The organism is Kurthia gibsonii (genome assembly GCF_006539985.1).
GTDB classification, from domain to species: domain Bacteria; phylum Bacillota; class Bacilli; order Bacillales_A; family Planococcaceae; genus Kurthia; species Kurthia gibsonii.
The window spans coordinates 18,903-41,035 of record NZ_BJOB01000023.1; the positions used below are offsets into that span (position 1 = coordinate 18,903).

Here is a 22,133-nt window from a genome sequence, read left to right on the forward strand (position 1 = left end):
GTTCACTCCTGACTTTCTTCGGTAGGTGATTGTTTACGACAAACGATATATACTAATAATGTCAGTAAAACAATCGGAATGACATAAATTTGTGCAATGATTAATTTTGAGGAGAAGTTATGGTACATACTAGAAGTTGGTAGAAAGAGGGCAATACACAATCCGCCCATGTACATAAAAAAGGCTAATTTGAATGCATTCATTTTCGTAACACCTCATTTCAGACTATTAACATACTACCCAAGTTTTATAGAAAATAATCGACTGATTAGCGGAAAAGGAGCAAATAGATAATGTATGATTTACATATTATAGGCGATCAAATTGTACGAGAACTTGGACAACTCATTCAAGAGCAGATTATCGTAACGAATCAACAAGGGATGATTAAAGCGAGCACAGAGCCAGAGAGAGTGGGTTCTTTTCACGAAGGTTCACTTCTTGCGATGCGTAAAAAACAAATTTTGCATATGAAGCAATCTGAAGTAGAGAAACTACAAGGGGTTCGCCCAGGCATGGTGTTTCCAATTATTATTCAAAATGAGCCAATTGGCGTTATTGGGGTAACGGGCGATCCAAAGCATATCTCACAATATGGAATGCTCGTAAAACGTTTAGCTGAAATGCTGATTTCTGATTTTATTCATCAACGCGACCATGTTCAAAAAGAACAGTTTTTAGCTCAATTATTACAAGGGATGAGCGAGAAAGAGGTGCGACGTGGTGCAAAAGAGTTGAAAATGGAAGCAGCGCAACTATATCGCATTGTTATAGTAGAGGATGTATTACGTGAGTGGATGCATGAACACGTAAAAAAAGAATTATTTACAGCTATTCATCAAGGGCAGTATGCAATATTATTGCCGGCTAATCAAGAAGTAGCGTTTTTATATGATTGGCAACAAAAAGTAGGAATCGGTGGTACATATTTATTAGAGCAAATTAAGCTTTCTTATGAAGAAGCAAAAACAGCATTACTCTATTGCTCAAAAGAAAGACTTGTGGTTCAAGAGAGTGAACTAACGATGGAATTGATTGTTGCAGACATTACGAGAGAGCGTGCGATGAAGTTTGTATCGCGCGTATGTGGTTCACTTGTAAAAGATTCAATGTTATTTGAACATATGTATTTGAGAATTATGACGGATTGGACATTGAATGAACTAGCAAGTTACCTTCACATTCATCGCAATACATTAAATTACCGCTTAATGAAAATTGAAGAAAAATTAGGGTATAAATTAACAGATGTAAAGGGAAGAGCAAATTTATATATGAGTTGCTTACTCATTGAAAAGTTCCAATTATATGATTTTGTGCAAATGCACAAATAAACATAAAAAGATTTGGATAACAGAACGATACACGAAAACTGCGCAAAACTCTATAATAAGAAGAAGGGGGGATTCGAAATGAATGCACAGTTTTTAAATGAATTGACAGAATTATTAGGAAAAGAGAATATGAAAACAACACAAGCACAACTACTTGCGTATTCGTATGATGCGACAGCGAACTTTCAAGCTTTACCAGACGTAGTAGTTAGCCCGCGACATACAGAGGATGTTGTGGCAATCGTGAAGTTATGTGACCGTTATGAAGTGCCGATTGTACCAAGAGGTTCAGGAACGAATTTAGCAGCGGGTACATGTCCGACACAGGGCGGTCTTGTGATGTTATTTAATCATATGAATCAAATTTTAGAGTTAGATGCGGATAATTTAACACTAACCGTTCAACCAGGTGTGATTACACAAACCATTCATGAATATGTGGAATCAAAGGGATTATTCTATCCACCAGATCCAAGCTCGATGAAGATTTCTACAATCGGTGGGAATGTGAATGAAAACTCAGGTGGTCTACGCGGTTTAAAATACGGTGTGACAAAAGATTATGTACTTGGCTTAACCGTTGTTTTACCAAGTGGTGAAGTTTTAACATGTGGTGGTAAGTTAGCAAAAGATGTGGCAGGTTACGATTTAAAAGCGATGCTTGTTGGTTCAGAAGGTACGCTAGGGATTATTACAGAAATTGTTTTAAAATTGATTCCAAAACCCGTCGCACAAAAAACAGCGATTGCGCATTTTGATTCATTAGATGCAGCAGCCGAAACGGTATCACAGATTATTGCTGCGAAAATTATTCCAGCAACACTCGAATTTTTAGATAATGGTACGATTCAAGCGGTAGAGGAGTTTATGCATTTAGGTCTACCACTTGATTTACAAGCCTTTTTACTAATGGAACAAGACGGTGAAGAAGCACAAGTAGAACGTGATGTAGCACAGATGATTGAGATTGCAAAAGAGAATGGTGCAATCTTTACAGCAGTTGCGGAAAGTGAAGCAGAGGCGATGAAGTTAAAAACAGGACGACGCGTGGCATTATCAGCACTTGCAAGAAAACGTCCGACAACGATTTTAGAAGATGCGACAGTTCCGCGTTCAGAGCTTGCGACAATGGTTCGTGCAATTGAACAAATCGCACGTGATTATCGCGTTCAAATTTCAACATTTGGTCATGCGGGTGATGGTAATTTACACCCAACTTGTTTAACAGATGTACGTGACGCGGAAGAAATGGAACGCGTGGAACAAGCTTTTGAAGCCATTTTCGATGCATCTCTTAAATTAGGCGGTACACTAACAGGTGAGCATGGTGTAGGCGAGATGAAATCACCTTACTTAGCTTGGCGACTAGGAGAGGAAGGCATGTTTGTTATGCGTGCCATCAAACAGTCTATTGATCCAAAGAATATTATGAACCCGAATAAAATCTTTGCAAAATCACAAAAATTAAGAGTGGTGATTCATCATGGTGAATAATGCTGAGTTAATGCAAAAAGCATTTGAAAAAACAGTTGATGAAGATTTATTACTCGATTGTATGCGCTGTGGCTTCTGTTTACCAGCTTGCCCGACTTATATACACACGAATGCAGAAGAAGCACATTCACCAAGAGGACGTATTGCCTTAATGAAAGCAGTGCGTGATGGAAAAGTGGTATGGGATGCAAGTATTGAAGAATCATTCAACATGTGTTTAGGATGTCGAGCATGTGAACCAGCTTGTCCAGCAGGCGTACAATATGGTCCGTTAATTGAACAAACACGCCATGCGATTCAGCTTGGTAAAACACGTAAGCCACTTGAAAAAGCTGTACGTGGTGCAACATTCGACGGGTTATTTGCGAATCAAAAAGCGATGACAGGAGCGGTTAATTTAGTCCGCTTTTATCAAAAGTCAGGTTTGCAAAAAGTAACGCGAAAAATCGGCTTCCTAAATTTATTCCCACCGTTTATGAAAGAGATGGAAGGTGTATTACCAGAACCAGCGAAGAAGTCGTTGCCAGCACTTCCACAGTTACCGAAGAAGCAAATCCATGTATCTTTCTTCTCAGGTTGTTTGATGGATACTTTATTTTTAGAGACGAATCGTAAAACGATTGCCTTACTTGAGATGCTTGGTGCAAAGGTAACGATTCCAAAACAGCAACAGTGCTGTGGTGCGCTACATGGACATAGTGGTGAGATGGATAAAGCAAAGCGTAATGCACGTGCCAATTTAGATGTTTTTACAGATGATTCCGTTGATTATATCGTGAATAATGCAGGTGGCTGTGGCGCATTCTTAGCAGAATATGACCATCATTTAGCACATGATCCCGTATATGAGAAACGTGCGAAAACCTTTACAGAGAAGCAAATTGATGTATCCAGTTTACTTGTAAAATTAGGACTACCTGAATTCTTACAAACACTTCAGCCAACAGCACGTAAAAAGATTACGTATCAAGATTCATGTCACTTACGCAATGTAAATGGTGTAAGTGAAGAACCACGTCAGATTCTAAAGAGTATGACTGGATTTGAATATGAAGAACTAGTTGGTGCAAATACATGTTGTGGCTCAGCAGGTATTTATAATATCTTACAACCAGAGATGGCCGATGCGATTTTAGAAACGAAGATGCAACATGTACAAGATATCAATCCAGATATTGTTGTTACAGCGAACCCAGGTTGCTTAATGCAAATGCAAAAAGGGATTCAGGCAACTTGTTCACATCACGGTGATCAAACAGCGACACATATTGCCGATCTAGTATTTGATTATATTGTAGAAAATACATCTGTCTAACATGAAAAGGAGTATCACAATCGTGATGCTTCTTTTTTATACATCTGACGGAAAGAGGGAATTACGTTATAATATAGAAAAAGGAGGGAATCTGATGTATGATGTGAAAAAGATGAAGCAATTTGATGTTCCTTTTACACCGATGGAACGATTATATACACGTTTAACCTTGCTTATTTGGGGTGTTTTAGTCATCTATATTGCGATGGTTTGGCAAAAAATTCCAATCGAGATTCCACTACATTATAATGCGCTAGGTGAACTCGATTCGACAGGTTCTAAATGGACGATGTTGACGATACCGATTGTTACATACTGCTTCTGGTCGTTAATGAATTTTATGATGAAACATCCAGAGTGGGGGAATTATCCTGCACGATTAAATGAACAGAATGCAGAAGCTTTTTATACACATAATCGTAAACTAATCGTTGTGTTACGAAATGGAGGCAGTCTATTTTTTGCTTTCGTGTTAGCTGAGATGGTGTTTGTATCACTTGGTATAATGGCATCACAAGGCATTACAACATATGCCACTTTACTCAGTATTTTTGTTATTTTACCGCTCGCAATTGGCGTCGTACAAAGTCGTAAGATTCAATAGGAGGATGAAGGATGGGACTAGTGACATATTTGGGAAGTAATGTACCGTTAGAGGAACTACAAAAAATGACGCAAGGAGCAATTCATTTTACAGAACAGACATCTGACCGTTTAGCGCGAACAACTGTCCAACATCATCATTTGCAAACGCACTATGTATACGAAATTGAATTAAATGGTCAATTAGATGATTTAAATCCACAATCAAAAATCGAGACACCTGTTCATTATGAACAAGCAAGAATCGCCTTACAGCAACTTCATACAGCTTTGAAAAAAGTCATTCCAACAGGTGATATAGCTGAAGTCTATATTTGTTGGTTTGGTGATGAGGAAGAAGATGCGCTAGGAGAAGTAACACTCTCTTTACAAGAAGATGATTTACCAGAAGTGCATACAGAAGAACGCTATTTGATTCGTTTTACAGCGTAAAATAAAAAAACTCATCCGATTTTACAAAAGTCGGATGAGCTTTTTTCATTACTCATTATTTTTTATCATCTGTTCCATCAACCAATTATACGTATCACAAATCCACTGTTTTTCAGCAAGGGGTAGCATGATTTTTTGTTCTTCATATGCACGCTGAATCCATTTTTTTGCTGCTTCCATTTGACCAAGTTCAAATAGTGTACATGCATAATAGGCGAGCCCTTCTTGAAAACGAGCCGTATTAAATGGATGAACACCATTCCAATTGCGTTCCGTCTCAAAAAAATGAAAAGCTTCACAGGCTTCTTGAAAACGTCCTAATTTATAAAGTGCTTTCCCTGTCTCCACTTCAATATATGGTAAAGTTTCAAAAGCTTCATCGAATTCTTTCATTATACGTGCATGTTCCAATACTTTTAAAGGCTTACTGTCATATGTGTTGTAATAAAATAAGTAAAATACATGTAAATAGTACTGTGTATTTGGATGTGTATCAAATGCCGTATATTTTTCTAATCGTTCACGATACATTTCCACTTTCTCGGGTTGCTGTAAAATCATGGCTGCATAAGCTGCCATCCGAATAATATGCGCATAAAAGTGAAATATTTTCTCTTCGTGACATGTTTTAAGCAAGTGTTGTAAAACTTGATCGGCTTCATCCAAACGATTCGTTGCATAACAAAATGATGCCATATGGTACGATACGTCAATTCGTGTAATCGGATCAATCGTATAGTAAGGTGATTGAACTAATTTATAAGCAACTTGAATCGTTTCATACGCCTGTTCAAATTGTAACTGATTAAAATAGAAAATCGCTTGTAATGTATAGGTCGTAGCGAGTTCTTTATATAGGGCGAGTTCTTTGAAAAAGACAACCGCTTTTTTGGCTTCTTCAATCCCTTGTTCGAACGCCTCTAGTGGCGGAAATACTTTTAAATAATATAAGTAAATTTGAGCTGCTTCATAATTTGCTGGTAGCTCAGGAATAATCGGTTCAACTAAATTTTTTACTTGAATGGCTTGAGATACATCGAGCCATTTTTTATTTTGAACAATTTGATGAAGGTCATCAATGATTTTTCTTAGTTCAGTAAGTGGGAATGGGTCAGTCAGTACACTCACTTCTACGTGTAACTGATTTGCAATGTATTGTAAGTTTTCAATAGATGGCTTCGCTTTATCGTTTTCAATTAAACTAAGCATCCCTTTGGTCATTTGTTCACCTGCAATATCAACGAGTGTCATCTTTTTTGATTTACGTAAAGAGCGTATTCGCTGTCCTAAAGTTTTCATTTCAACACCTCTTGTTTAATTATATTAAACTTTTAACTTGTGGGCAAGTAACTCATCCGTTATAATAAGTTTAATTAAATTAAACTTTATAGGAGGGCTAGAGATGACTTCTGAACAGTCTTTACGAAAAGCAAGTTATCACATAGGTATTTTTGCAGTTAGTAAATTTGTTTCGGTTATGGGAGCAAATATCGTCGCGTTCGGGATTTCGTTATATATTTTAAAATTAACCGGTTCAGCAACTAGTTTTTCAATTAATATTCTTTGTTCGATTGTGCCACGTGTTCTCTTTTCGCCACTTATCGGCTATATGGCAGACCGTTATAATAAAAAGGTATTAGTTATTAGTTCGCAAATTTTAACCGTTGTAACGGTTGCGATACTGTTGCTTTACGCGAATTGGCAAGGAATGTCCATCATGGCGATATATATCATGATGGTGTTTTATACTATTTTCACATCGTGTAGTGGAATTACATTAACCGCTTCAATTGGACAATTAGTCGACCAAGACCGCATCCAAAAGGTCATGAGCTTGAATCAATTATCTATGTCACTTGCTGCAATTGGCGCACCGATGATTGGTGGTATTTTGTATGGTTTTGTATCGATTGAAGTATTTTTAATCATTCAAATCATCGCGTTTAGTATAAGTACATTGTTAGATGCAACGATGAATTTTAATCTTTATAAAACAGAAAAAAACCATGCACAAAAGTCAGAGCCTTTTCTAAAGAGTATGAAATCTGCCTATCACTATATTAAAAATCGAAAGACACTTAAAACAATTATTACACTCGCACTTTGTTTGAATCTTTTTTTCTCCGCATTTGCAGTTGGTATTTCGTATGTTTTAGTGGAAGTCGTGCAGTTTAAGTCACTTCATGTCGGATGGATTGAATCGATTGGCGCAGTGGGGATGTTACTCGCTTCCATCTATTTAACAGCACGTAAAAATTTAAAAAATCCGATTTTATTCTCAAAAAGAGCGCTTTTAATACTCAGCACGATGTTTTTCTTATTTGCATTACCACTTATTCTTTTTGAATTAACATATATACAACTATTTATTTATTACGGAATTACATCATTTTTAATGACGATGACAGAAGTATGTACGAATGTCCCAATTGGTGTGATTTTACAAAAAAGTATAGAAGAATCTTATAGGGGGCGTGTGTTTGCTTTATTTGAAACACTTGCTATGGGGATGATGCCTTTTGGCATTTTAATATACGGGTTTTTATATGATTATTTCGGTGCGCCATCTGTTTTAATTGGAACTGGTATTATTGTGATTTCTCTCACGCTATATTTGTTGCGTAATTCTGTTTTAAAGCAGATGAAAGAGGAGCAATTAAATGAAAATTCACAAGAAGATAAGTTTGCAGAAGCATAAATAAGGAATAGAAAAAGGATAAACCCATGTGAGCGGGTTTATCCTTTTTATTATGTGAGTGGAGCAATAATCTTTTTCATCGAAACCACTTCGATTGGTACACCTTCATCTGTCATAACGGTTTCTTGATCGTAGATTGAATAACCTTTTGATTGATAAAGCTGAAGATTACGTAACACGCTGACACGTACACGACAATAAATCGTATTTAGATTAGCAGTACGTGCAATTTGTTCTAACTCATTAATCAATTGTTTAGCAATCCCTAAACCTTGCATTGTAGGTAATACAGACATTCGGAAGAACTGAAGTCCGTTATCGTGAATTTTATAACGAACACATGCAATTGGTTGTCCAGCAATCGTTCCTACAAGTGCTTCTTGCCCGTTTAAAAGTGCTTCTTTTATAGACGAAACCGTCTCAGATAAAGCGCTAGAAGGTGCAGCATCATGTGCATATTCCTCGTACGCTTTCATCATAATTTTATGGATGACTTTTGCATTTGTTGATTTTTCAATTTGAATATTCATATAAGTGCCTCCTGACATCCTTCTCATTATAATGTATAGTCATGCGGAAATGGAAGAGTATGTGAATGAGAAATAAAAATACTCATTTGTCTATACTAACTTTTTGTGTTATTTATGATTGAAAAGTGTATTATTTAATAAAGAAAATAAGAGAATATGAATTTAAAGAAGGTGAAAAGTAGAATGAGACATCGGAAAATAGTAATTTTAATGATTATGTCTCTTTGTTTATTGGGATGTCAATCAATAAAAAATACGCCAAAAACAGAAACTATTCGTTACACAGAAAACCAAAAATCACGTTTAGCGACTGTGATTTTTCAAGAATTCGCTTCTAAAAATGGTCTTCTTTCTACCAATTTAACGAATCGAAAAAATGAGTATTTAGCAGAGTCGATGGGGCTTCTTATGCTCTATTTCATTCAAACGAATGACAAAACAAACTATATGAAAAGTTTTCAAGCAGTGAAACAATCGTTAATTCTTCCAAATCACCTCATCTCATGGGAAATCAAAGAAGGTAAACGCTCTGATACAAATGCATTAATCGATGATCTACGTTTGGTTAAGGCATTAGATTTAGGGGCTAGAAAATGGGGAAACAAAGAAGTAAAGCAATTACTTTCTAAAACGATTGATGCCAATAAAGCATACACCATGTATGAAGATTATTTTGTTGATTTTGGTAGTGAGCAATCTGAAAACCGTGCAAAGGAAATTACATTAAGTTACGCTGCACCAAGTTATTATAAGCGTATGCAATTAACACCTGAAATTTTAGAAAAAAATATTGAGGTCATTCAAAATGCACCACAAGATGCCAATGGACTTTACGCTAAAAAATTTGATATCCAAACGAAAACCTATCAATTTGATGACACAGTGCATATGATTGATCAATTATTAACAGCGCGAAATGTGCAAGAAATTAAATCGACATCTAAATTTCATCAGCTATTAAAAGAAAAGATGAAAAAAGATGGTAAATTATATGGTCAATATAATCGAAAAACATTACAACCTGTTGTACGTTATGAATCCCCTGCAGTTTATAGCTATGCTATCTTTTATAGTCAAGCTGTTAAAGACAAAACACTTGAAAAAGCAATCAATAAGCGCATGAATCAGTTGAAAAATCACCATAAAAATACGCAATACTACGGCTCTTATATTGCAAAAAATGGTGAAACACATATTTTTGATAATTTACTACCTTTACTAACGAAAGGAAGGTGGGTACGATGACAAGACATCAAAAAACAGCAAGCCTTCTCACTATTATTTTACTTCTATTAGTGCAACTACCACTGTATATGGTGTATTTAAAGGGCAGTCAAGGTATTTTACTCGCTTTATTTTTACTATTATTAGTGGCAGTCTCTCTTTATTACGGAGCGGTTTTAGGTCTGCTTTTAAGTCTCATTTATTTATTTATTATCGGAACGTTTATTTTTTATCTCCAATTAACACAGCAAGATGTTCTATCATCACCACTTGATTTACAATTAAATGAATTTTTTATTTATGGCATTGCGATTCTAATTTTAGTTTTAATTGCAGGTAGAATACGAGAATTAGTTATTGAAAGTGCTAATCAAATTAATATGTTAAAAGGAAATGTAGAAAAATATGTAGCTACTGATACAACAAGTGGATTTGATAATCGCGTTCGTTTAGAAAAAGCGATAGTAGAAGAAGCAAAGCGTTCTGATCGTAGCGATAAACCCTTTGTTTTTTTAATAATTGAAATACAAAATTTCAAGAAATTTAAAAAATTATATGGCGAGAAAGAAGCACAATATCTCGTATCACAATTAGCAGAGCGTATTAATGGTGTAATGAGGATGACAGATCGTAAGTATCGTTTTGATGAGGATAATTTTGCACTTATCTTACCTGAAACATCTGGTACTTACATTCATATTATTTATGAAAAACTTTCAGAAAAATTAAAAGAGCATCAACTTTTATCGGGAAATCTCATTACGTTAAGTTTCAAAGTAGGCCACTACACATATAATCCACGAACCGAAGTGAGTTTTGATGAAATGGTTGAAGTGGCTAAAAGTGAGTCCTTAATTAATGAAATTTAAAATGATAATTCTTTTCTTGACAGGTTTGCTTATAATAAGTTGTTTTCCCGAGACAATAAAAGCGCAAAGTCAAAAAAAGCCTACTATTCTAATTTTATATGATATTTCTTCTCCTGTTGAACAAACAACGATACATCGTGTAGATGCATTACTGTCATCTTACGGTGAAACAATTGTAGAATCTAGAGCTAGTGCTACAGAAAAACAAATTAAACAAGCATCAACGGTTATATATATTGGTATGAATCAAGTAGAGATTCCAAAGAAACAGCGTGAATGGATAAATAGTTTTTCACATCAAAAATTATTTATTGGATATAATGCAAATCAATTTAATGAATTTAATCAATTAAAATTTAATGGGAAAAGTAATCTTGTTAAAGTTGGAAAACAAACATTAGCCAAGCGAATTAGTTTTTTAAAAACAACCTCACCTTATAAAAAAGTAATTGAAGGACAAACAATCAATGGCGTACATCCTGTATTGCTAAAAAATGATAAAAGTTATTATTTATCATTAAATCAATGGACAGATGAATTTCAGTGGTACTTACAGCCGTATATTGCTGAAAATACAACATGGTTTAAACCACCAAAGCATAAAGCATGGATCATCATTAGTGGTATTCAACCATCTACATCACCAAAGCGTTTAAAACAAACAACAGATATATTGAAAAAGCGACAAATACCTTATGCGCTGGCTGTAGCAGCAGTGGAGTACACAAATAATCAAAAAGGGATTAATAAATTAGAAGAGGCAAAAGAATTAAAGAAAGAACTTCAAAATCAGCAAGCACAGGGCGTGCCAATCATTGCAAATGGTTATGGTTTATCGTATCGAATGGACGATAAAGTGCAACATGAATTTTGGGACAGTCGATTCAACCAACCAATTACTGCTTTGAATAGTGCGCAAGCTGAGAAGGCTTACTCGCTAGATGCCTTTTCTTCAATTGAAGCATTTAATAAAGAACGTGAAAAAATTGGTCGGACTGAAAAAGAGTATACAGCAAAGCGTATTGAAGATGCTATAACTGAACTTGTAAATGCCAAATTGTATCCAATTGCATTTACAATCGAAAATGATCATGCAAGTTCCTATGTATATGAAGAAATTTCAAAACATTTTTCACTTTTCTTTGGTGCACTCCAATACAATGATAATTCTAGTGAAGATACAGGGGTTCAACCGCTTATTACGAAACCGGCCTATATGAATCATTTACAAGTCTATTCTACAAATATAAAACCCGTTATAAATGGATTAGAAGGTGAACCAACACTTGTTCATGAGTTGAAAGATTTGTTGAAAATAAAAGGCTCTATGGCAGGGATAAAGATAAATATGCAGCTTAATCCTAAAACCATTGAACGTACATTGGATATTTTTGAATCATTCCCACAATTTGAATGGCAAAATCTGCGTGAAGTTAAATCAGACGTACAGATAAAACATATTACAATACAGCAAACTGCCAAAGGAGCGCTTGAGGTAAAGCAGCAAAAAAAATACCTCGATTTCATTAAGAAAAAGTGGCAAACAAGTCCTTTTGAATTTTCACTTTGGGTACTATTTTGGATTGTATTTTTATTTGTACTTATTTTTTTCTTAAACGTTATTCGTTTACGATTCACATTGAAAAAACGATTATTTGAGGAGAGGAAACCAAATGGCTAATATACTTTTTTTTACCGCTTTAATTTTAATTTGGGTTATGCTCCTCTATCACATGTTTTTAATGCAGGGGGGATATCGTCATTACCGTACGTATGAACGTGTGATTCCAGAGTGGGAAAAAAATATGATTGATTTACCTACAGTTAGTATATTTATTCCCTCACATAATGAAGAGGTAGTTATGGAGCAAACATTGACTGCCATGTCACGATTATATTACCCAAAAGATAAGCTGGATATTATCGTCATTAATGATAATTCTTCAGATCGTACAGGCGAAATTGCACAAGGATTTGCAGATCGCTACCCATTCATTCGCGTGCTAGAAACAAAACCACCGAATAAAGGGAAAGGGAAATCTTCTGCGTTAAATGAAGCCTTAGCGAATTCCAAAGGTGAAATTATTTGTGTATATGATGCCGATAATACACCAGAAAAAAAGGCGGTTTGGTATTTAGTAATGGGTCTCATAAATGATCCAAAAGCTGCTGCAATGGTAGGGAAGTTTCGTGTAATCAATGCCGCAAAAACATGGTTAACCCGATTTATTAACATTGAAACGATTTGTTTTCAATGGATGGCACAAGGTGGACGTTGGAAATGGTTTGGTGTCGCAACGATTCCAGGCACTAACTTTGCGATTCGTCGCTCGGTTATTGAAGAACTTGGCGGTTGGGATGTAAAGGCGTTAGCAGAAGATACGGAATTAACGATTCGTGTTTACAATCTTGGTTATCATATTCGATTTTTCCCTAAAGCCATTACATGGGAACAAGAACCTGAAACACTCGGTGTATGGTGGAAACAGCGAACACGCTGGGCGCAAGGAAATCAATATGTCGTATTAAAATTTTTACGGCAATTCGCAACATTAAAAAGAAAACGTATTATTTTTGATTTATTTTATTTCTTTTTCACATATTTCCTTTTTTTCTTCGGTGTCATTCTTTCAAATGGTCTATTTATCGTTAATCTCTTTTATGATTTGAATTTAGCTATTGGAAATGTAGCGATTGCCCTTTGGATTCTCGCTTTCCTATTATTCTTAGGTGAAGTAATGATTACACTAAGTATCGAACGAAATGAGATGAATCGAAAAAACTTTTTCTACGTAATCCTGATGTATTTTACGTACTCACAAATGTGGATTGCACTTGTTGTATATTCACTGTACCAAGAAATAAAACGCGCTATATTCAAAGAAGAAGTCAAATGGTATAAAACGGAACGCTTTAGCCAGAAAGACCAAGGAGGTAAAAAAGATGATTAAACAATTCTTTGGGTTTGTAACACTCGCCTTCCTATCGTTTATGTTTTTTAATATAACCGTTTCAGCAAAGGAAGTTAAAAAAGAACCGATTACAAATACAGCGATTAATTTACAAGGCGTTTCTGATTCATTTACGTATAATTACTATTTAGCAGAAGATGCACAAAAGGGGAAGAATCAACTTGTTTTGGATGTAGAGCATAGTTCACTGCTCATATCACCGTCATCTTTAACGATTCGAGTAGATGGAGAAAATCAAAAAACAGTAAAATTAGATGGGAATAAAGCGAAAACCACTGTTCAATTAGATTTAAAAGGAAAAGCACTAAAAAAAGGGGCACATGAAATAACAATCGTCTTTTATGGCATTATTAAGCAAGGTGTCTGTGTTGAAAATAATACATCAGGAAACTGGTTACGTATTAACCCAGCATCATACCTTCAAATTCAGGGAGATGTCACAGCAGGTGAATTAATGTTACAAGACTACCCATCTAAATTTACATCATTCCAATCAAAAACAGATGTTGTCATTCCAGACGATGCAGATGTTAACACGATGGATGCAGCCTTAAAAATAGTTAGTTATTTAAAAAAGCAAGCGACAAATCAAAATCAAATTGCATTAGTAAAAGAGAAAGATTTTGAAAATCGTCAAACCAATAAAATTCTTGTAGGTGTTATAGGAGATTTTAAAACAGCGCCAGTTAAAAATCTTTTAAAACGTATGAATGTCAAAACGACAGACAATACCATTCAGCTTCAAACAGCACAGGAAAAAATTAAAAAAGTAAATCGTAATATTTTAGTCGTAACAGCAGTAAATACAAACGATTTAGACGCTAAAATTGAAGTGGTATCGAATCAAGAATTTGTTTCGCAATTAAGCGGAAAAGCACTGGCAATTGGAGAACAGCCGAAACAACCTGTGCGTGAATCAGGAATGGTTACATTTGAACAAATGGGAATTCAAAATCTTGAAATTTCCAATGTAGCGTACGAATCTGGACACTATTATTACTATTTACCACAAGATTTTGATGAAGAAAAAGCAATTACAGCAACATTAAAACTAAAAAAATCATCTATTTTAGATGCGAAACAAGCAGAACTCGTAATGGAAGTAAACGGTGTTCCACATGCGATTACGCTTAAAGAAATTAAACAAGATGAAGGTTTTTTTGAAATCAATGTTCCGATTGAAAAGAATGCGCTTAAAAATAACCATCTACTAGATATTCAATTTAAGTTAAATGGTTCAAATACGAATAATCCATGTACAACAAGCGATCAAGAGAAATGGTTATTTATTTCTAAAGAAAGTACATTAAATTTTTCAACAACAGATAATGATCGACAAGCCGTTGCTAGTTTAACAAGTTATCCAGGAATCTTTACGAATACACGTCAAGGAACATATATCATCATTGAAGGTACAGAAAAAGTAGCATTAGAGGACTTAAATGCACTGTACACATCTTCGTCTCTAAGTGCTTCAGCACCGAACTACGAATTAAAAACGGCTGATGCGATTCAAAAAGAAGATTTGAAAGGACATCATCTGATCTTCGTAGGTGAGGCAGGGAACTTACAAGATGATTTAAATAAGAAAAATCCATTATCGATGAAAGATAATCAACCTGATTTTGCTAAAGACGGTTTTGTAAAAGAGACAATCACACGCTATGCAACGATTCAAAAGAATCCTTGGGACGACGGATATCTAGCATTACAGTTCAACCGAGAAGCAAATAGTCAAAATCAAATTACACCAAAATTTTTACGACAAATTCAAGATTTATCAGCAGATGCGTCAGTTGCTGTACAAAATAAAGAACAGCAAACATTTACGAATCGCGCGCAATATAGCGTAGAAAAACAAAAAGAAGCAGCACCTAAGCAATCTCAAAGTGCATTAAAATGGTCTTCTGTTTTAATGTTTATTGGTTTACTTGCAGTGATTGGTGTCATTTTATATCTCGTGTTCAAACGTAGCAAAAAGAAATAGATTTTTAAGTAAGTAAATAAATAAATATACAAAAAGTAGAAATTACAATAAAATGTATTTTCTACTTTTTGTGTTTTAAATAGATTTTTATGGAATGTGTTGGGAGTTTCGATTTATTTTTTCAGTGGAATGTGTAAGTAGTTGATGAAAAGGGAGGAAACATCTATGAACTTAACACCAGGCAATAAAATTGTTTTAATTGGGGCTGGAGCAGTTGGCTCAAGTTATGCTTATGCAGTAGTCAATCAAGGAATTAGTGATGAACTAGTTATTGTGGATGCAAATGAAAAAAAAGCGATAGGTGATGTATTAGATTTACAAGATGGTATCGTTTATGCACCATCCTCTATGAAAATTCGTTTTGGAGATTTTGATGAATGTGCAGAAGCGGCGATTGTTGTTATTTGTGCAGGAGTAGCCCAAAAGTCAGGTGAGACACGTATTGATTTGGTACACAGAAATATAGCAGTATTTGAAGAAATTGTCTCAAAAATTATGGATACAGGATTTAATGGCATTATTATTGTCGCAACTAACCCAGTAGATATCTTGGCATATGCGACATGGAAATTTTCTAAATTACCAAAAGAACGTATTTTAAGTTCAGGTACTATCTTAGATTCCGCTCGACTTCGCAATATATTAGGTAGAGAATTTCAAACAGCACCGACTAGTATTCATGCATATATTATCGGTGAACATGGTGATACACAATTACCTTATTGGAGTGCAGCTACGTTATACGGTCAAAAAATCGCATTAAAGTTATCAGATGAACGAAAAGAAGCGATAGGTATTGAAGTACGTGATGCGGCTTATAAAATTATTGACTCAAAAGGCGCAACCTTCTACGGTATTGCGATGGGGCTTGCGCGTATTACAAAAGCCATTTTACGCAATGAACAAGTCGTTCTACCTGTAGGCGCGTTACAAAGTGGGGAAAATGGACATGAAGATGTATTTACAGGTGTACCATGCCTCATTAATCGTCAAGGTGTTGAGAAAGTATTTACATTAGACTTAGATGCAGATGAACGTGAAAAATTTGATGCATCCGTTAAAGCACTAAAAGATATTCAAGCATCTATTTGGTCTTCATAAAAATAGGGTAGGTGAACGCATCGTATGTTAGTCGAACAATATAACCCTTTTGGTCAAATTGGCATAACCGTTCTCGTATCGGTTATTCCTATCCTTTTATTTTTAATCTGTCTAACCATTTTAAAAATGAAAGGCATTACAACAGCTTTAATTAATCTAGTTGTGACCTTTGTGTTAGTATATGGTTTCTTTCATTTATCTTTTGGAATTGGTATCGGAAGTATTATTCAAGGTATCATTCAAGGGCTTGTATCAATCGGCTATATTATCGTTATCACTGTTTGGCTGTATAAAATTTCTGTGAATTCAGGGGAATTTGATGTTCTCCGGAGTTCGATTGCTGGAATTTCACATGACCAACGTATTCAATTACTACTCATTGGCTTTTGTTTTAATGCCTTTTTAGAAGGTACAGCAGGCTTTGGTGTTCCAGTTGCAATATGTGCAGTACTTCTCATGTCACTCGGTTTTAAACCACTACAAGCAGCTATGCTTTGTTTGATTGCAAACGGTGCTTCAGGCGCTTTTGGTGCAATTGGTATTCCAGTCGGGATTATCGATAGATTTGATTTACAAGAAGGAATCTCATCTTTAGATGTATCACGTATGACCGCTTTAACACTACCTTTGATCAATCTATCCATCCTATTTTTAATGGTCTGGCTTGTTGATGGATTTAAAGGTATTAAAGAAACCATGCCAGCCATTTTAACAACAGGTATCACATATACTGTATCACAAGCACTATTTCCCATCTTTTTAGGACCAGAAATTGCGGATATCGTACCGCCAATTTTAGCAATGGGCGCACTTGCGTTACTTTGTAAAAAATGGTCACCGAAAAACACATTCTTCCTCAGTGGACATGACTTAGAATATGAAAAACATACAGCAAAAGACATGATCAAAGCATGGTCACCATTCTATCTCCTTACACTTTTCATTTTAATTTGGAGCTTACCAGCCTTTAAAGGTCTATTTGCTGAAGGTGGCGCCTTATCTTCACTTGTTGCTAATTTTACCATTCCGGGTTCTGAAATTAATATGTCACTCGACATTATTGGGGCAACGGGCAGTGCGCTCTTAGTTGCAGTCATTGTCACGATTCTCACAACCAAAAACATGACATTCCAAACAAGTGGTCGTTTATTAAAAGAGACGGTTAAAGAATTCTGGGTACCCATTATTATGATTTGCGCGATTATCGGTATTGCCAAACTCATGACATATGGTGGTATGACAATGGCACTCGGTGAAGCTGCAGCAAAAACGGGAAGTGCTTTTCCATTCATCTCACCAATATTAGGATGGATTGGCGTATTCATGACGGGTTCAGTAGTAAATAATAATACGCTATTTGCGCCGATTCAAGCCGCAGCAGGAGCAGCCTTATCAACTAATTCGACGTTACTCGTTGCAGCGAATACGGTAGGTGGTGTAATTGCCAAACTCGTATCACCACAATCAATAGCCATTGCAACAGCAGCCGTAGGACAACAAGGAAAAGAATCGACATTAACGAAGATGACCTTAAAATATAGTTTAGGCTTCCTCGTATTCGTCTGTATTTGGACCTTTATTTTGTCGCTTATTTTATAAATGAATAACAAAAAAGAGATTAGGGCGTATGTGTTTAAAACACAATATGTCCTAATCTCTTTTTCATGTAAAAAAGAATTTTTAAATTGAAAAAATAACCATTTTTTAATTTTTATGTGCTATAATTCTCGCTGTGATAAATATCTAAAGGAGTTAATAACAATGAATAAAATTAGGATTATTTCGTTTCTTTTATTGATAGTGGGAATTATAAGTGTAATAACCATCCAACCAGAAGAAGCAAATGCAAAGACCTACACGATCACACCGAATAGTAAACCACTCGACCCTATGTTTCAACGATACGGTACGTATAATCAATATACGAAACACTACTATTTATTCCGTTCTTATATGAACGAGTTTGAAAAGAAAAAAGGTGGCAAACTCATTATTAAAAAAGGAACGTATAACATTACAAATGCGATTTATGTTCCATCTAACGTAACATTAGAATTTCAAGACGGTGTCAAAATGGTCAAAACGACAAAAACAGGAACAAATATCATCACGCCATCTGCTTCGATGTTCCAACTCGTATCACCTTCAAAAGCATTAATTGACGGTGCATATGGAAAATACAACGGTGAGAAAAATATTAAGTTTATCGGTAAAGGAACGGTCACGTTTGATATGAAATATGTTCCAAAAGGCATTACAATTATCATGGGACATAATCAAAACGTTCTTGTTGACAATATTCAATTCCGAAACTTCAATTATGCGCACTTCATCGAACTGGACGCATCGAAAAACGTAACGATTCGCAATTCAACGTTTAAATCAGCTAATGACCCTCTAATGTCGGTGAAAGAAGCAATTAATATCGATACACCCGACCGCGAAACAAAAGGGTGGAGTCAACGCTGGAGCAAGTTTGATGCACAACCAAATACCAATGTATTAATTGAACATAATACATTCGAAAATATTCCACGTGCTGTTGGTACGCATAAATACTCAGAAAAGAAAATTCATAAAAACATTACGATTCGAAACAATACAATGAAAAACCTACGAAACGATTTTATACGCGCGCTTAATTGGGAAAACGCCATCATTGAAAACAACACATTCACACTCAAACCAACGGATCCACGCAATGAAGTTGTAAAAGGTATTTCAGCGAGTGGTGTAAAAAATATATGTATTAAAAATAACACATTTGACCATATGGCAATTGCGATGATGTTTTTCACATTCGCTAACTCGGGCGGCGGTTCAACAAACCCTGTCTATGCAGATTTAACAGAACAAAATAAAATAGATTTATTATCAAATACATATCTGAATTTGAATACACCATATATTCAAATTCGTGATAATTTACAAAGTGATGGTACGCGTAACACAGAAACGATTAAATTAGACGAGCAAACACTTCGTCAGGCGAAGTAATAACTGGATATAAAAAGAGGAATCGCGTGTAAAGCGATTCCTTTTTTTCATTATGAATTTATGATTTTTGAACGATTTCAGCATCTTTTAAAATCGTAGCGAGACGTTTAATACCGTCACGAATTACTTCGGGTGCTGAGTTTGTGTAGTTTAGACGCAGTGTATTCACATCTTTTTTCGATGTATAGAATGGATCGCCTGGTACGAACGCTACGCCGACATCCATCGCTCTTTCGAAGAATTCCATCGCTGTCATACCATTATTTAATGTAGCCCAAACAAACATGCCACCTTCAGGACGTGTGAATGATACATTCTCAGGGAAGTGTTCTTCTAAAGCTTCCAACATCACTTTCGATTGTGCATCATATAGTTCGATGATTTTTTGAACATGCGTGTCGTATTCATTATGCGTTAAATATTCATAAATCGCATATTGTGAGAAGATGTTGGTGTGTAAGTCAGATGCTTGTTTTGCTGTTTCAATATGACGCATCAATTCTTTATTTTTTGAAATAATAAAGCCTAAACGCATACCTGGTGTAACGGTTTTTGAGAAACTACCAAGTAACACACTATTTTCTGATTTACCAGCCGCAATATATGGTAATGAATCACCTTTGAAACGTAGCTCACCGTATGGATCATCTTCTACTAAAATAATATCGCGGTCTTTAATTAATTCATATACTTCTTTACGACGTTTTGCTGTGTACGTAAGACCTGTTGGGTTTTGGAAGTTCGGCACTGTATAGATGAATTTTACATTCGGCTGATCGAGCGCAACTTTTAATTCTTCAAGATTTAACCCATCTTCTTCTAATGTAACAGGGTAGAATGACGGTTCACTCATTGTGAAGGCCTGAATCGCACCTAGATAACCAGGTTCTTCAATAATAATGCCATCATTAGGATTAATTAACACTTGAGATAATAGTGATAGTGCTTGTTGTGAACCTGTTGTTAATAGGATATCATCTGCTGTAATCCCTAAATTATGTTTACGGTTATATTTATCAGCAATATATTGACGTAGTGGTAAGTACCCATTCGTTGAAGCATACTGGAAGATTTTACTTCCATTCTCATCGATTGCACGATTGATTGCTTCTTGTAAATTTTTAAGTGGAAAAGAAATCGGATTTGGTAAACCACCTGCGAAAGAAATGACGTCTGGCGCGTCCGTAACTTTTAAAATATTTCGAATGAATGATGAGGGCGTATTTAATACGCGATTAGAATATTGCATGTGCGATTCTCTCCCTTTTTCTGACTTTTTTAAAAAGTATAGCACTCTAATGATTGAACCACAAGATATAAGTCTGTTTTGTAAACAAATAAATTTAAAAAAATAGCTAAAATAATACTTAAAGTAGAAAAAAGTGCAAATAAACGATTTTATAATTCTGATAATTCTAATTATTTCAATAGTTTATTCTATAAATTGATATGCATTGCATAATGTTACATCGTTCGTTATCCTTAATTTATTGTTGAAATAAAGGATGAATTCAATATGAAGAAACTAATTAAAATAATTGGTGCACTTGTTGTACTTTTTATTTTTTATATAGCTAATAATCAATGGCTACAATTATCAAAACATGCCTTGCAAGTAAAAACATTACCAAAAGAAATGAATGGTTTAACAATTGTTCAAATTTCAGATTTGCACGATGCGAAATTTGGTCGTCATCAACAACGATTAATTGAACAAGTGAAAAAGCAAAAACCCGATTTAATTTTTTTAACAGGTGATTTAATTGATCGTAATAATTATAAATTAGGAAGAAGTCTAGAAGCAGTTGATGGCTTTACAAAAATTGCTCCGACTTATTTTGTCGATGGTAATCATGAAATTTCAATTAATCGAGTTAAAGAGATTCATATAGCACTCCAAAAAAAGGGGGTACATGTTTTAAATAATGAAGCAGAAACATTCCGCTACAATGGTGCGAGTATACAACTTATCGGTATTAGCGACCCGTTGTCAGGTGAAACAACAGAAGATATGCTGGCAAAAGCGCTGGTGAATGTTCCACAAGATCAATTCAAAATCTTATTAGCACACCGTTCAGAATTTGGCGAAAAATACGCGCAAGCTGGAATCGACCTTGCATACACAGGACATGCACATGGCGGACAAATTCGCTTACCATTGTTAGGTGGATTAGTCAATCACGACGCCTCGCTATTCCCAAAACACACAGAAGGAATTGAACAAGTGGAGCAGTTGCAACACGTAATTAGCCGTGGTCTAGGAAATAGTCTCTTCCCACTACGTGTCTTCAACCGCCCGGAAATCGTCGTTACAACTTTAGAATCGAAATAAGTAGACGAGTGAGTGACCCATTTTCGCCCTCGAATGTCCCGTTTGGGCGAGTGAGTGACCCAAATCGATCTGCGAGTGACCCGTTTCGCCTGTCGAATGTTCGAATGCACACAAACATAATCAATTTAAGTCCCTCTCGAATCACTCAAAAGCCACGTAATCATTCGTGGTCTTTTGAGTTTTTTTGTAAAAAATCTAGTTTTCTGAATAAATTAGTGATATGGTATAGCTACAATTAAAAAAAT

The 22,133-nt window shown here is 35.3% G+C and carries 19 protein-coding genes; 15 read left to right on the plus strand and 4 right to left on the minus strand.

The genetic code is table 11. The features are described 5' to 3' along the window. Positions 1-2 precede the first annotated feature (2 nt). Complete coding sequence (locus KGI01_RS08440) at positions 3-203, minus strand: DUF4017 family protein (protein ID WP_068453180.1); 201 nt, start codon at positions 201-203, stop codon at positions 3-5. A gap of 90 nt (positions 204-293) precedes the next feature. Between KGI01_RS08440 and KGI01_RS08445 the strand changes: the two genes are divergently transcribed. The 5 genes from KGI01_RS08445 to KGI01_RS08465 all read left to right on the plus strand — a co-directional run bounded on the left by KGI01_RS08445 (position 294) and on the right by KGI01_RS08465 (position 5,178). Further along, positions 294-1,334, plus strand: coding sequence for a CdaR family transcriptional regulator (locus KGI01_RS08445; RefSeq protein WP_141274327.1), 1,041 nt, complete (start codon positions 294-296; stop codon positions 1,332-1,334). Between the two features lie 78 nt (positions 1,335-1,412). Continuing rightward, the gene (locus tag KGI01_RS08450) at positions 1,413-2,828 is read left to right on the plus strand and encodes an FAD-binding oxidoreductase (RefSeq protein WP_141274328.1); all 1,416 of its coding nucleotides are present in this window, start codon (positions 1,413-1,415) and stop codon (positions 2,826-2,828) included. After that, complete coding sequence (locus tag KGI01_RS08455; RefSeq protein WP_141274329.1) at positions 2,818-4,143, plus strand: (Fe-S)-binding protein; 1,326 nt, start codon at positions 2,818-2,820, stop codon at positions 4,141-4,143. The genes KGI01_RS08450 and KGI01_RS08455 overlap by 11 nt, the downstream gene beginning before the upstream one ends. A 94-nt stretch (positions 4,144-4,237) precedes the next feature. Continuing rightward, on the plus strand, positions 4,238-4,747 hold the full coding sequence (locus KGI01_RS08460; protein WP_068453188.1) for a DUF1648 domain-containing protein: 510 nt from the start codon (positions 4,238-4,240) through the stop codon (positions 4,745-4,747). Positions 4,748-4,758: 11 nt separating this feature from the next. Next, on the plus strand, positions 4,759-5,178 hold the full coding sequence (locus tag KGI01_RS08465; protein ID WP_087680200.1) for a hypothetical protein: 420 nt from the start codon (positions 4,759-4,761) through the stop codon (positions 5,176-5,178). Positions 5,179-5,226: 48 nt separating this feature from the next. On the opposite strand, the gene KGI01_RS08470 is transcribed toward KGI01_RS08465, so the two are convergent. Then, positions 5,227-6,477, minus strand: a complete 1,251-nt coding sequence (locus KGI01_RS08470; RefSeq protein ID WP_141274331.1) for a helix-turn-helix domain-containing protein — start codon at positions 6,475-6,477, stop codon at positions 5,227-5,229. A 103-nt stretch (positions 6,478-6,580) separates the two neighbouring features. Here KGI01_RS08470 and KGI01_RS08475 point away from each other — a divergent pair, with 103 nt between their 5' ends. After that, positions 6,581-7,876 (plus strand): MFS transporter, encoded by a 1,296-nt coding sequence (locus tag KGI01_RS08475; protein ID WP_141274332.1) that lies wholly within the window; start codon positions 6,581-6,583, stop codon positions 7,874-7,876. A gap of 50 nt (positions 7,877-7,926) precedes the next feature. Here the strand turns inward: KGI01_RS08475 and KGI01_RS08480 are convergent, their stop codons facing one another. Then, a complete protein-coding gene (locus KGI01_RS08480; RefSeq protein WP_068453196.1) occupies positions 7,927-8,406 on the minus strand; it encodes a GNAT family N-acetyltransferase in 480 nt (159 codons plus the stop codon). A gap of 183 nt (positions 8,407-8,589) precedes the next feature. Between KGI01_RS08480 and KGI01_RS08485 the strand changes: the two genes are divergently transcribed. The 8 genes from KGI01_RS08485 to KGI01_RS08520 all read left to right on the plus strand — a co-directional run bounded on the left by KGI01_RS08485 (position 8,590) and on the right by KGI01_RS08520 (position 19,556). Then, complete coding sequence (locus tag KGI01_RS08485) at positions 8,590-9,651, plus strand: hypothetical protein (protein WP_141274333.1); 1,062 nt, start codon at positions 8,590-8,592, stop codon at positions 9,649-9,651. Beyond that, positions 9,648-10,499, plus strand: a complete 852-nt coding sequence (locus KGI01_RS08490) for a GGDEF domain-containing protein (RefSeq protein WP_141274334.1) — start codon at positions 9,648-9,650, stop codon at positions 10,497-10,499. Before KGI01_RS08485 ends, KGI01_RS08490 begins: the two co-directional genes overlap by 4 nt. Further along, complete coding sequence (locus KGI01_RS08495; protein ID WP_141274335.1) at positions 10,489-12,180, plus strand: DUF2334 domain-containing protein; 1,692 nt, start codon at positions 10,489-10,491, stop codon at positions 12,178-12,180. Before KGI01_RS08490 ends, KGI01_RS08495 begins: the two co-directional genes overlap by 11 nt. Next, positions 12,173-13,450 carry a glycosyltransferase family 2 protein gene (locus KGI01_RS08500; RefSeq protein WP_141274336.1) on the plus strand — a complete coding sequence of 426 codons (1,278 nt, stop codon included), beginning with the start codon at positions 12,173-12,175 and terminating at the stop codon, positions 13,448-13,450. The genes KGI01_RS08495 and KGI01_RS08500 overlap by 8 nt, the downstream gene beginning before the upstream one ends. After that, the gene (locus KGI01_RS08505) at positions 13,443-15,458 is read left to right on the plus strand and encodes a cellulose biosynthesis cyclic di-GMP-binding regulatory protein BcsB (RefSeq protein ID WP_141274337.1); all 2,016 of its coding nucleotides are present in this window, start codon (positions 13,443-13,445) and stop codon (positions 15,456-15,458) included. Before KGI01_RS08500 ends, KGI01_RS08505 begins: the two co-directional genes overlap by 8 nt. Before the next feature lie 165 nt (positions 15,459-15,623). After that, on the plus strand, positions 15,624-16,559 hold the full coding sequence (locus tag KGI01_RS08510; protein WP_141274338.1) for an L-lactate dehydrogenase: 936 nt from the start codon (positions 15,624-15,626) through the stop codon (positions 16,557-16,559). A gap of 24 nt (positions 16,560-16,583) precedes the next feature. Then, entirely contained in the window at positions 16,584-18,158 is a 1,575-nt protein-coding gene (locus KGI01_RS08515; protein WP_141274339.1) for an L-lactate permease, read from the plus strand. Between the two features lie 162 nt (positions 18,159-18,320). Next, positions 18,321-19,556 (plus strand): glycoside hydrolase family protein, encoded by a 1,236-nt coding sequence (locus tag KGI01_RS08520; RefSeq protein ID WP_170214761.1) that lies wholly within the window; start codon positions 18,321-18,323, stop codon positions 19,554-19,556. A 58-nt stretch (positions 19,557-19,614) separates the two neighbouring features. Here the strand turns inward: KGI01_RS08520 and KGI01_RS08525 are convergent, their stop codons facing one another. Continuing rightward, entirely contained in the window at positions 19,615-20,805 is a 1,191-nt protein-coding gene (locus KGI01_RS08525; protein WP_141274341.1) for an aminotransferase-like domain-containing protein, read from the minus strand. A 267-nt stretch (positions 20,806-21,072) separates the two neighbouring features. On the opposite strand from KGI01_RS08525, the gene KGI01_RS08530 reads away from it, so the two are divergent. Continuing rightward, complete coding sequence (locus tag KGI01_RS08530; RefSeq protein ID WP_141274342.1) at positions 21,073-21,888, plus strand: metallophosphoesterase; 816 nt, start codon at positions 21,073-21,075, stop codon at positions 21,886-21,888. Positions 21,889-22,133 lie beyond the last annotated feature (245 nt).

Bases quoted from the DNA above. Each gene is read 5' to 3' on its own strand.
- KGI01_RS08490 (WP_141274334.1), top strand. From the start codon at position 9,648: ATGACAAGACATCAAAAAACAGCAAGCCTTCTCACTATTATTTTACTT.
- KGI01_RS08485 (WP_141274333.1), top strand. From the start codon at position 8,590: ATGAGACATCGGAAAATAGTAATTTTAATGATTATGTCTCTTTGTTTA.
- KGI01_RS08455 (WP_141274329.1), top strand. From the start codon at position 2,818: ATGGTGAATAATGCTGAGTTAATGCAAAAAGCATTTGAAAAAACAGTT.
- KGI01_RS08500 (WP_141274336.1), top strand. From the start codon at position 12,173: ATGGCTAATATACTTTTTTTTACCGCTTTAATTTTAATTTGGGTTATG.
- KGI01_RS08495 (WP_141274335.1), top strand. From the start codon at position 10,489: ATGAAATTTAAAATGATAATTCTTTTCTTGACAGGTTTGCTTATAATA.
- KGI01_RS08460 (WP_068453188.1), top strand. From the start codon at position 4,238: ATGTATGATGTGAAAAAGATGAAGCAATTTGATGTTCCTTTTACACCG.
- KGI01_RS08510 (WP_141274338.1), top strand. From the start codon at position 15,624: ATGAACTTAACACCAGGCAATAAAATTGTTTTAATTGGGGCTGGAGCA.
- KGI01_RS08445 (WP_141274327.1), top strand. From the start codon at position 294: ATGTATGATTTACATATTATAGGCGATCAAATTGTACGAGAACTTGGA.
- KGI01_RS08475 (WP_141274332.1), top strand. From the start codon at position 6,581: ATGACTTCTGAACAGTCTTTACGAAAAGCAAGTTATCACATAGGTATT.
- KGI01_RS08525 (WP_141274341.1), bottom strand. From the start codon at position 20,805: ATGCAATATTCTAATCGCGTATTAAATACGCCCTCATCATTCATTCGA.
- KGI01_RS08465 (WP_087680200.1), top strand. From the start codon at position 4,759: ATGGGACTAGTGACATATTTGGGAAGTAATGTACCGTTAGAGGAACTA.
- KGI01_RS08505 (WP_141274337.1), top strand. From the start codon at position 13,443: ATGATTAAACAATTCTTTGGGTTTGTAACACTCGCCTTCCTATCGTTT.
- KGI01_RS08530 (WP_141274342.1), top strand. From the start codon at position 21,073: ATGAAGAAACTAATTAAAATAATTGGTGCACTTGTTGTACTTTTTATT.
- KGI01_RS08520 (WP_170214761.1), top strand. From the start codon at position 18,321: ATGAATAAAATTAGGATTATTTCGTTTCTTTTATTGATAGTGGGAATT.
- KGI01_RS08480 (WP_068453196.1), bottom strand. From the start codon at position 8,406: ATGAATATTCAAATTGAAAAATCAACAAATGCAAAAGTCATCCATAAA.
- KGI01_RS08440 (WP_068453180.1), bottom strand. From the start codon at position 203: ATGAATGCATTCAAATTAGCCTTTTTTATGTACATGGGCGGATTGTGT.
- KGI01_RS08450 (WP_141274328.1), top strand. From the start codon at position 1,413: ATGAATGCACAGTTTTTAAATGAATTGACAGAATTATTAGGAAAAGAG.
- KGI01_RS08515 (WP_141274339.1), top strand. From the start codon at position 16,584: ATGTTAGTCGAACAATATAACCCTTTTGGTCAAATTGGCATAACCGTT.
- KGI01_RS08470 (WP_141274331.1), bottom strand. From the start codon at position 6,477: ATGAAAACTTTAGGACAGCGAATACGCTCTTTACGTAAATCAAAAAAG.